The sequence below is a fragment of the Marinobacter sp. EhC06 genome, assembly GCF_001650915.1.
Lineage (GTDB): Bacteria > Pseudomonadota > Gammaproteobacteria > Pseudomonadales > Oleiphilaceae > Marinobacter.
Window position 1 is genome coordinate 1 of the sequence record NZ_LXYO01000008.1, and the last position, 10,842, is coordinate 10,842.

The 10,842-nt window shown below is 54.6% G+C and carries 11 protein-coding genes and 2 pseudogenes; 2 read left to right on the top strand and 11 right to left on the bottom strand.

Translation table 11 applies throughout. From position 1 onward, the window contains the following. Positions 1-222: 222 nt before the first annotated feature. A pseudogene (locus A8B84_RS04870) lies at positions 223-740 on the top strand (transposase); the annotation flags it as partial. Between the two features lie 103 nt (positions 741-843). Beyond that, positions 844-984 carry a hypothetical protein gene (locus A8B84_RS21790; RefSeq protein ID WP_227512743.1) on the top strand — a complete coding sequence of 47 codons (141 nt, stop codon included), beginning with the start codon at positions 844-846 and terminating at the stop codon, positions 982-984. Between the two features lie 47 nt (positions 985-1,031). Here the strand turns inward: A8B84_RS21790 and A8B84_RS21795 are convergent, their stop codons facing one another. From A8B84_RS21795 to A8B84_RS04920, 11 genes and pseudogenes are all read right to left on the bottom strand, one after another. Continuing rightward, positions 1,032-1,232: a hypothetical protein gene (locus A8B84_RS21795; protein ID WP_227512744.1), complete on the bottom strand. Its 201-nt coding sequence runs from the start codon at positions 1,230-1,232 to the stop codon at positions 1,032-1,034. Positions 1,233-1,648: 416 nt separating this feature from the next. Further along, on the bottom strand, positions 1,649-2,665 hold the full coding sequence (locus A8B84_RS04880) for an FAD-binding oxidoreductase (protein WP_064228506.1): 1,017 nt from the start codon (positions 2,663-2,665) through the stop codon (positions 1,649-1,651). Positions 2,666-2,688: 23 nt separating this feature from the next. After that, positions 2,689-3,042, bottom strand: coding sequence for a bifunctional 3-phenylpropionate/cinnamic acid dioxygenase ferredoxin subunit (locus tag A8B84_RS04885; protein WP_064228507.1), 354 nt, complete (start codon positions 3,040-3,042; stop codon positions 2,689-2,691). Positions 3,043-3,293: 251 nt separating this feature from the next. Continuing rightward, positions 3,294-3,902, bottom strand: coding sequence for a TetR/AcrR family transcriptional regulator (locus A8B84_RS22095; RefSeq protein ID WP_064228508.1), 609 nt, complete (start codon positions 3,900-3,902; stop codon positions 3,294-3,296). A 109-nt stretch (positions 3,903-4,011) separates the two neighbouring features. Continuing rightward, positions 4,012-4,719, bottom strand: a complete 708-nt coding sequence (locus tag A8B84_RS22100) for an ABC transporter ATP-binding protein (protein ID WP_064228512.1) — start codon at positions 4,717-4,719, stop codon at positions 4,012-4,014. A gap of 198 nt (positions 4,720-4,917) precedes the next feature. Then, positions 4,918-5,310 (bottom strand): annotated as a pseudogene (locus tag A8B84_RS22105) (hemerythrin domain-containing protein); the annotation flags it as partial. Positions 5,311-5,338: 28 nt separating this feature from the next. Then, positions 5,339-6,100 (bottom strand): ABC transporter ATP-binding protein, encoded by a 762-nt coding sequence (locus A8B84_RS04900; RefSeq protein WP_064228509.1) that lies wholly within the window; start codon positions 6,098-6,100, stop codon positions 5,339-5,341. Next, positions 6,097-7,119: a branched-chain amino acid ABC transporter permease gene (locus tag A8B84_RS04905; protein WP_162841246.1), complete on the bottom strand. Its 1,023-nt coding sequence runs from the start codon at positions 7,117-7,119 to the stop codon at positions 6,097-6,099. Before A8B84_RS04905 ends, A8B84_RS04900 begins: the two co-directional genes overlap by 4 nt. After that, complete coding sequence (locus A8B84_RS04910; protein WP_064228510.1) at positions 7,119-7,991, bottom strand: branched-chain amino acid ABC transporter permease; 873 nt, start codon at positions 7,989-7,991, stop codon at positions 7,119-7,121. The genes A8B84_RS04905 and A8B84_RS04910 overlap by 1 nt, the downstream gene beginning before the upstream one ends. Positions 7,992-8,109: 118 nt before the next feature. After that, a complete protein-coding gene (locus A8B84_RS04915) occupies positions 8,110-9,261 on the bottom strand; it encodes a DcaP family trimeric outer membrane transporter (RefSeq protein ID WP_161487084.1) in 1,152 nt (383 codons plus the stop codon). 209 nt (positions 9,262-9,470) lie between these two features. Beyond that, positions 9,471-10,661 (bottom strand): ABC transporter substrate-binding protein, encoded by a 1,191-nt coding sequence (locus A8B84_RS04920; protein WP_064232332.1) that lies wholly within the window; start codon positions 10,659-10,661, stop codon positions 9,471-9,473. Positions 10,662-10,842 lie beyond the last annotated feature (181 nt).

Consider the following 10,842-nt stretch of genomic DNA (forward strand, 5'->3'; position numbering starts at 1 on the left):
CATTTAAATGGCTTTCCGATACCGTTTTAATATAATCGAGAGGCGCAACTTCAACTGGCGAAAACCACATTAAAAACCTGCAATAAAAAGCCGTTGAGCAACATGATAGCCTCTTGCATCCATTCACCCATTCAGTGCTCTTGGCTCATGCATGCCTTCACTCTCCAACAATCCCGAAACGAAGTCTATACACCCCACGGCGGTCTGGCCCTGGCGGGCCATTCCAGTGTCCGGGTGCGAATCGATGCGGGCTTCACCGACAACGACACGCTGGAGGCCCTGGAAGAGCGCGGCGTCGAGTACCGGGGTCGACTGCGCAGTCACTCGGGTCTCCAGAAGCTTGTACGCCGTATCTGAAACGGCCTCAATGCCGCTCGCCCGAGCAACTTCGGGACTGGTGCCGCAACCTGACATATCAGGCGGGCTCCTGGCCAACGTCTCGTGGTGCAGGTCATGCAAGAACGCCCTGACGATCTGCTACTGTATGGCTTCTTCCTGGACACCAACCTCGGCAAGTTCGACTGGCCGCCAGAGAAGGCCTCGCGCTGTACCGCAAGCTTAGCAGCGCCGAGGCTTACATGGGCGAGGTAAAGTCGGCGCTGAACGTGCACCTCTCGTCGACGGATCGCAGCGACTCCACAGTCCAGGACATGATGGCCCGCAACGAAGTGAGCCTGCTGCGGAGCCTCTACGCCTACCAGGTCCTGCATGGGCTGCGGCGCCTGCTGGAGAGCCGGACGCACTAACAGATACGTGCCGGTTCGGGGGGGGCAGCGAGGCCCGGTCAGCCCGCCGCCGAGGACCACGATATGGACATGGGGATGGATGGCCAGGCGCCCGGGAATGGGTGTACAACAAGCCCATCAGTCCGAGCTGGTTGCCCAGACGCTTGTCGTTGCGAGCGAACTGACACAGGATCTCGCGGGCGACCTGGAGCAGGGTGTTGCAGGCCCATCGAAGGTGGTGCTAGACAAAGACCCGTAACTGGCCGGCAGGGTGAAGGTCACCAGGAAATAGTCCACGGGTAACAACTACCGTCGTTGCCGCTCCAGCCACTGACAGTTGGCGCCGTGCTGACAGGGCGCGCGTTGATAGCGGACCTCTCCACAGTTCCGCGCATGAAAGGCGAGTATCGGCTGAATGGCCGCATAATGCTCCGGTCGCATCCGCTCGTCAACGTGGTGCTGCAGGTTGCCCTGATGATCGCGCAGGATCTGCGCCAGGGTGGTCATTGGGTCACCCAGTTGACCTGCAGTTGGTCCACCAGGGCATTGATCAAAGCACTGTTCAGCTTGGCCTCCTGGGGCATTCGGGTGTAACGGGCCGTGGTGACGGAGCTGGCTGGCATGGCCGAGCAAGGTCTGGATTGAGCGCAGGTCAACGCTGTTCGGTGACAATTAGGATGCCGACCTGCCGCAGGCCGCGGGCGTACATATTGTTGGCTTTTATGGGGCATCTACTCTGGCCCCTTCCGGGTTGGAAGGGATCAGAGAAGTACATACGATCTAGACCTCTGCCGCGTAGCGGCTTCGTTCAACTTTTTTCTTGCGTAGATCCCGCCGAGCAAATCAAAGGATAAACCGGGCCTCTGTCAGGTAAGCCCAATATCAAGATAGACCTTTGTTAAAGGGGACTCATAAGCAACGGACTAAAAAAACCGGTCAAAATGAACCTGGTCCTGGCTAACACCCTCGTCCAGCAGTAGCGCACGTTGAGTCGCTTGAACCATCGGTGGCGGCCCAGCTAAATAACACTCCCGATTCGAAAGTTGCCCCCCAAGCTGGCGTTGAACCAGCTCGTGGATAAACCCGCGCTCCCCACTCCAGCCTGAACCTACATCTGGGTCCGATATTGAGCAATGATAAGTAACGAGAGCACCCGGGCCTCTGGACAGCTCCGCCAGCTCTAGTTGCCCACACAGATCCGCAGGACGACGCCCGCCGAAGAAAAAGTCCAGTCGTCGGCCGGCCATGGCAGGGTCACTCGCTGCGGCCCGGGCTATAGACAGCATAGGGGAAATACCGGATCCACCGGCGATACAGACCACATCCCGTGGACTGTCTGGGCGCAGGTACGCCATCCCATAAGGCCCATCAAGAATAAGACGGTCGCCCCTTCGCAGCTGGTCAAACAAAACAGTGGTAGCTGCGCCATTTGCGACCCGACGTATCCAAAACGCCCACTCGCCATTCTGGTTGGGCAGGTTACTCATGGAGTAGGCACGCGGTGAATCAACACCTGGGACATGTAGTAGAGCGTACTGACCTGGTAGAAAAACCGCTTCGTTATCCACCTGGAAGCGAAACTCGGCAATATCGTCAGTGACGGCACGCCGTTCGAGCAGGCTCAAGCTCTGCCTTTTCGCCAAGACCGGCAGGCAGAATTCCGGAGCGGTGTGCATCTTGATACGCAAGTCGGTGAGGGCCCGACTTTGGCAAGCCAATCGCCGGTTTTTCTTGATATCTCGAGCACTAAGTCCAGGAGCGTCGGCCCACAGTGTTTCTACTTCGCCTTCAAGTAGCTCAAACTTACAGCTCCCACAACCCCCCGAATTGCACTCATAGGAAAGCCCGAGCCCCGAAGCCAAACCGGCCCGTAGAATGCAATCGTCGATGTCGTTCTGCTGAAATCGCTCACCGGTGTTCTCAATTTCGATCAACGGCATAAAACCTCCTCGCTCGCAGGTAGTCAGCCCTCCTGGAGCCGACCATGTTCTAGGTCCACATAAACCGTACCGTCCTCGACCACCACCGGGTAAGTTTTCAGCGGAAGCACGCAGGGGAAAGACAGGGCTTCGCCAGTCCGAACATCGAAGGTGCCGGCATGGAACGGGCACTCAACCACGCCATCCTCGTCAACCTCACCGTCGGCCAGTGAAGCGTTGCCATGAGTACAGGTATCATCAGTAGCGTAAAATTCGCCGTCCAAGCAATAGACCGCTACTGGCCGAAGGCCGGGCGGCTCGATCCTAATAACGTCGCAGTCTTTCATGTCGGCGGTATTGCATGCAGGGAAGCGTTGCAGCTCCGGTTCTTGTCCCATTGTTTAACCTCATCATCATTTCTGGTAGCGAAAACAGCACTCAAACAGCCGGCTTGGGCGCCACGAAAGCCATCGCGCGAGCACGCCAATTCCAGTAGTTTTCCAGTGAACCTATCGGCCCTGTTCAAGATCGCCTAAATAATCCCGGGGACACTATAACAGATGGAATCTCAAATTAAAGCAAGTGCTTGGTCAAATCCCAAAATAGAGTCAGTTCCTCCACTCACCTAGGCATCATGATGTCTAGATAATCAACAATCGCACAAAACTAACTTTCGGATTTGCCTGACAATCTCATTAATCGCCTCCGGAGACTTATCAACTTGGCTCCTACCGGTCCAATTCAGGCCACCAACGCAAAAACGGTATAGAACATTCCTCGGTAGCCGCAGAAGACCGATTTCGTCAAGCTCGTCCATTATCTGCCACCATACCTTGCGATAGGACTCGTTAAGTCTTCGTAGCGAGTGACGCAATTCTTCGGGGACGTGCTTCCACTCACTATTCGCCACAAGGTGTGCATAGCGCGAATCCTCTCTACATAGAAGCACCAAATGGGTTCTTATCAGCGTCTCAAATCGATCACGAGGATCGGGCGGCGCCTCAGCCAACGCTTGGTGAACCACCCTCTCACCGCGGCTCATCGCCTCGTTAATAACCGCTGCCAGAATATGGCCTTTGCTGGGAAAGTAGTAGAAGATTGAGCCGTTAAGCATGCCAACTGCCGCCCCTATGTCACGCGCAGTTGTCTTGGAGTATCCCTTTTCGTAAAACAGTTTTGCAGACCCTCTCAGGATCATATTCCGCCGTGAGTCCGGCGCCTCCGGGTATAGTGTTGCAAACTTCTTCAAATCCGACATAGTTCATTATCATAGTTCATTGATTCGATCCTCAATATAACTAATCTCCGTCGTTTAGAATAGCGGCCTTATCTTACTGTCTTCCCGGGTAACGTGAATAAACGAACACTTAAATGCCAAGATATGCCCGCTTAACGTCCTCGTTATCGCGCAGTGCCCACCCCTCTCCTGAGTGGGTAATTTCCCCAGACTCCAGTACATAACCAATATCCGCCAACGCCAGCACTGCGGCCGCATTCTGCTCTACTATCAGAATAGTGATACCTTCTTGCTGAAGGCGTTTGATGACTTCAAAAACCTCGCTAACTAATAGCGGTGAGAGCCCCATGCTCGGTTCATCCAGCAGCATCAGGCGAGGTTTCGCCATCATAGCACGACCAATGGCAAGCATCTGCTGCTGCCCTCCAGACAATGTACCAGCGGGGACCTTACGTTTATCCCGCAACACAGGGAAGATGTCGTATATACGGTCGATATCACGGCGAACCCCAGCGCCTTTGTCAGTCCGACTGTAGGCACCCAGCAAGAGATTGTCCTCCACGCTCAACGGCGCAAACACTTGACGACCCTCTGGAACGTGAGCGATGCCCGCCGCGACACGTTGCGACGCCTTGATTTGCGACAGATCGCGACCTTCGAAAAGCATGCGTCCGCCACTGGACGCCTGTAATCCCGAGATGGTACGAAGCAAGGTCGTCTTACCGGCGCCATTACTCCCTACAAGCGCGACCAGTTGACCCTTGTCCACCTGAATCGACACACTCCGTAAGGCAGCAATGCGACCGTAATGGGCACTCACGCCTCGCAATTCCAACACAGGCTCACCGCCTGACTTAATTCGTGTGACCGGAGCACCCAGCCCCAACGGTGGCCGGGCCTGCACTGTAATACGCGAACGCAAAACGGCGTACTTCTCATGCGTATGTTCGCCAAACACGGGATCCTTGTTATTGGCGAAGGCGTCCTCAATGCCCTGCCAGTCCGATTCTGTTAAATGTTCGCGAGCAAGCGGAAATAAATTGTCCTCCTCTTGCCGCATATGCTCGCGCTGGAAACCAATGTAATCCTCCGCTACCGCGGCAAAAGCTTCAAGGTCGAGATCCTTATTAACTAGCTCGGCCCGCACGCGCGCCAAACGCTCCGCCTCTTGTCCGTGCTGTCCCTGTAGATCCTCGACTAGATCACGCGCGTTCTCACTGCGCGCGATCAGCGCCGAAAACAGGTACTTGTCCTCCTTAGGGTGGTGCACCTCATCGATATAGGTCTCCAGGTACTCAAGTACCAAGTCCACCAACCCTCGCTCGGGAGTGTCACCCTGCCGCGCCACATGTGCGCACTCTTCCAGAACATTAAGGATCTGCCACATGCTGCGGTGTTCGGCCTGAATTATCTCTAACGCTTTAATCATCTCTTGCCCAACCTCATCGGCTTACTGGTTATACGGCACTGCCCAGATAGGCTGCCACGACATCCGGGTTGCGGCGCACCTCGGTCGGCTGCCCCTCAGCGAGCTTCTGGCCATAGTTAATTACTAAGATATGCTGGGAGATGCTCATCACCAACTTCATATCGTGTTCAACCAATACGATCGTCAGCCCCGCACCGCTGAGCTTCTCAATCAGCCCGGTGAGGTCCGCCTTCTCTGACGCCCCCAAACCCGCCGCCGGCTCATCAAGCAGCAACAGCTTTGGCTCGCAGGCCAGAGCCCGGGCGACCTCCAGCCGCTTGAGTGCGCCATAAGGCATGGAACCGGGTTCGTCGTTGAGATAGTCCGCTAGGCCCACATATTCCATAAGCTCTGCGGCCCTGTGGCGGGCTTCTCGCTCGCCGCTCAGGATACGCGGCAGCCGTAAAGCGGTAGGCAGGAACCGACCGTCCAGATGGATATGCCGCCCTAACATAACGTTCTCCAACGCAGTCATGTGCATACACACCTGTGGAGTCTGAAAGGTACGCCCCAGACCGGCCATGACGCGCGCATGAACGGGCATGCCTGCCATACTATCGCCAAACAGGCGAACTTCGCCTTGGGTCGGCTGGTAGATCCCGGTTATGAGATTTAACAGTGTGGTCTTTCCTGCGCCATTGGGGCCGATAATGGAGTGCACGGAGCCCGGCGAGATATTGAACGACAAATCCTCGATCGCGTGCACGCCACCAAACTCTTTGCTCAGCGAAATAACTTCCAGGGCGCTCATCGTTTAATCCTCCGCCACAAGTCTATTATCGAGGACAGCAGACCCCGCGGCATAAACATCATCACACCGATGAGAATGAGCCCGTAAACCAGCGTTTCGTATTCCTCCACGACAGTCAAAACCTGAGGTAACAGCGTGATGAGTGCGGCGCCGATGATCGATCCGACCACCGAACCCAAACCACCAACAAGCACCATCAGCGCCAGCTCAATGGAATGCAGGAAATCAGCAAGAGAGGGAGAAATGAAACCGGCGTATAAGGCAAGAAATCCGCCCATTAGCGCAGCTATCGCCGCCGAAAGCGTAAAGACCAGGAGTTTACTCCGCGGAACGTCTATGCCTACAGAGCCTGCGACCGCCTCCGGCCCTTCCAATGCTCGCAATGCTCGACCCAAGGGAGCGTGGATCAGGTTAGTCGACAACCAAAAAACGAGCAACAGCATAACGGCGATCAGCCAGTACCAGTCAGCTGGCCCCGTCAACCGCCCCCCAAACAGCTCCAGAACAGGCACGGGCATACCGTCAGGCCCTCCGGTAAGCCATACTTCGTTACTAATCACCAGATAGATAATCATACCAAGACCCAACGTCCCAAGGGCCAGATAGTAACCTTTGAGACGTAAGATTGGTCGTCCCACCACAAAGGCGATCAGTGCGGCACCGGCTGCACTGCTAACCAGAGCCAAGGGAACCGGCCAGCCATAACGCGATGACAGGATGGCTGTACCGTATGCGCCCAGCGCGACGAAGCCTGCATGGCCCAAGCTCACCTGTCCAGCGTAACCCATGAGCAAGTTCAGACTTATAGCGATGGTGGCATTGATACCGACCAGTACCGCCAAGTGATAATGGAAACCCGACGTTAGCGCCAATGGCAGACATGCCAGAAGAAGAGCCAGCACCGCGACATTCGTGATCGGTCGCTGCCAAAAATGCCCGGCAGTCCGACGCTGGTGTTCATTAACGCCACCACACACCCACTTGGAGGTTGCCTTTTGTTTTACTTCAACCTTCGACATCAGACGCGCTCCCCAGACATGCCACCGAAAATTCCACGGGGCATAAAGATCAGAATGACTACGATCAATAAATAAGCGATAGCATCTTTGTAATCCGATGAACCGTACCCAGCCATCATGGATTCAGCCACGCCCAGAGTTAGGCCGCCGACTAAAGCGCCGCGAAAACTACCTAGTCCGCCAAGCACAGCTGCTACGAACCCCTTCAAACCCAACATCAGACCCGCGGCTGCATAAGTGAAAGCAATTGGCGCGATCAACACACCCGCCACAGCTCCCAACAGCCCTGCCAAGCCAAAACTAAACAGTTGCATCCGACTGGTATTGATGCCCATTAGGATGGCCGCATCCCGATCCAACGAAGTAGCAACAATCGCCTTGCCAGTCAGGCTGCGGCTGAAGAAATAGGCCAATAGGATGACCACGACCGCGGCTATCCCCATAACCCACAGACTTTGAGGCACCAGCGTCACGCCACCAATCCGGATGGTCTCATTATCGCTGAACGTGGGCAGCGAATAGAAACGCTGGCCCCACGCTAGTTCGGCCGCACCACGCAACACCATGCCAACGCCCAGCGTGATAATCACAAGCCCCAGCGGACCCGCTCCCCTGGCCGGTTCAATGGTAAATTTGAACATCAGCAAACCAGAAAGACCGCCGACCAAGACACCCCCCACCAACGCCACCGGCAAAGGTAGGCCCGCACTCAGAAGAGCAACAGCCGACATGCCGCCAACCATCATTAAATCCCCTTGAGCGAAGTTCACCACGTGACTCGCGTTATAGACAAGCACGATACCTAAGCCGATCAGCCCGTACATAGATCCGATGGTTAGGCCAGTGATCAAATACTGAAAGAACTCTGACATATGGCTTATTTTCCTGCGTTTTTGTTATGGCATTACTACTTTGCGCACCCGATCCTTACGTCGACCGAGTGCGCAACACTTCAACCCCCGTGTCAGGGATCATACCTTTACACGGAGTTCAAGCCCCGAATGTGTACTTTGCAGAGAATTGAAGCCGAGTTTGACTGCCATCGGTACCGTCAACTAGCTCACGAACACCATGCTTCACCTCAGCTCCTAAAGTGACAGCCTTGGCCGGGGAGTACAAAAGATTTACCAAACCACTCCAAGACTTTTCAGAGAGCTTGTCACCCTCCACATCGGCATTCTCCATACCAAAACCGAAATTGGTTCTCCACTGCGTATTGAAACGGTGCGCGATCCCGGCATTGAACGATACGTGGTCCACAGCCTCCATCTTAGAACCGTCATCTGCAACTTCGACATCCGGCGTAAACGAAAACCCTGTGTAACGGCCTACACCACTACCACCCAAGACCATAAATTTTAGGTTCGTAGCGTCACCCAGCGTCACGTTGCCAGACACACCAATGCCGTACCCTGTCTCTGTTTCGTCGTCTAGAGTCGGCGTGGCCGGTGCTCCAAAGTTCGCAACCCTGCCACTGACCTCAAGCCGGCGTAGAACCCCCACGACTGCAAGCTGGGCATTACCTGCCTGGAACGAATAGCGGGTCACAAGATCCGGGATCACACTATCATTGAATTCCTGCTTAAGACTTGCCATCGACGTATCAGAGCCACTAACCTGAGCGATCGTAGTTGGGCTCTCCAACGAAATAGCAAAAGGCCCACTCGAATACCGGACTTGCGGGGTGCGCTGCGAAGGCATTCCCTCACTGAGAGCAAAGAAATTCAACGTCTCCATTATGGCGGGGCCAAACAAGGCTGTGGTCCAAGTCTGCCCGAACCCCCAAGAGCCGTACTGGAAGTAAGCATGACGCAAATTAACTGCTGCGCGATTGGTCGTAGACGTGCCATTTAACATCTCCCGACCGGGGCCGAAATCCATCTCAAGCAGACCCTTCAACGGTGTCCCTGTGCCCAAGTCGGTATCTGTCCTGAATGCAAAGCGCGACTGTTTTGCATGCATCGTCAGACTCTCCTCGGAATCCTGACCACCCACCGGGGTCGCACCAGGAACATATAAGTCACGCAACTGCTCAGCGATAAAGCCGCCATCTCCAGTTCGAACTGCAATTGCATCAAGCTTGATGTAACCGTCCATTGTAATGGTTGTGTTACCCGCCTTGAATCCATCTTCCTCTGCCACCACAGGAGCCGAGGCTAGCATTCCAAAACAACTTACTACTATACCTGCCCGGAGGGCTCTCGACTTTGACAAATACATAGACATATCCTCTCTATTAGATTTGTTGTTCTTTAAATTAACTACTTTTTTATTCTGTTTACTTACCTCCCTCGCTTTCTCTAGCGGAGTCCCTCCCGCCTGACATCGAGACTACTTACTTCAGCCACCTGTCAGTCAATTAGGACGAAGCGCCCTTCTCGGATTTCGACCATCCGCATACTGCTCTCCTCAAACACACCTCCATGATTGTCAGGACCAAACGCAAGAGCACTATTATTGACACCGACCAAATCTTGGATCTGCTCAACACCATCACGAATCGCGGCGGGCTTGGTACTACCTGCTCGGCGGATCGCTTCAACTAATACGAGTATTGCGTCATGCGCAATACCGGCAAAAGTGTTGGGTGCATGACCATACCGATCCTGGTAGAGCTTTAGAAATTTCATATTCACATCTCGCAAGTCGGATCTCTCTTCTAACTGCTCAGCTATCATTATTGGCGGTGCAGGCAATAGCAAACCATTGGATGCCGTCGTGCCAACCAATGCGGGAAACTCAGGCGCCGCCATTGAATGACTCATATACAAGGGTTGCTCGATCCCCAACGCAGCGCGATTGCGGGCCAAAATGGCCGGTTGGTTACCGGCATCAAGATTCAGAATCGCCTGCACATCACCGTTACCACGAATGCGGGTTAATTGCGCAGACATGTCGGTATCGCCCGGAGCATAGGTTTCGTGCATGACGATCTCGATACCGTCATCTCTTTTCGCCTGCTCGATGAAAACTTCGCCTGCAGCACGACCGTACCCTGCGGTACTAGAGACTAAAGCGATCTTACTGATGCCACTCTTCTTCATATGCTCATAAATCACCCTCGCAGACATCACATCGCTTTCTGGAATAGCAAATAGCCATTCTTTTACTGGCTCAGAGAGGATCCGCGCTCCCGCCATTGAAAGCTGCGGCACGGCGTGGCGGGACGCCAACGTCTCCATAGCTAAAGAGCTGGCCGTGATACTACCGCCAATCACCGCGCTCACTCGATCCTGAGTAAGCAGCCGCTGCATCATGGTCCGGGCGCGCTCGGGGTTGGTCGCATCATCATAAAGAACCAACTCCAGTGGGCGCCCAAGTACCCCACCTTCCTGATTGACTTGTTCGACCATCAGTTCCAGAGCATTCTTCTCGGGCTCACCAAGATAGGAAGCGGGACCGGTGACGGACGTCACTGCCCCTATGCGAATCGGATCTTCGGCCATAGCCGGCATCGCCGAAAAACTCAATACCGCGACTACAACCACGGCGGCCTTTCTGGCCCATTTGGCCAGACTCGTTAGCTTTTTTTGTAATATCATTTTTATTCTCCTTAAAGGTCAACCACTTATAACCAAGCGGCTCGTGTGTAGTTCAGTATGACCATCATCGATGCTCCATGTACGTCCGTGAACCAAACGTTTCCTCCATAAAAAGAGGCCTCATCAGACTGCCGGAGAACCGATTCAGGCCTCTTCCATCGACCAAGGTACAAGGCTTGGG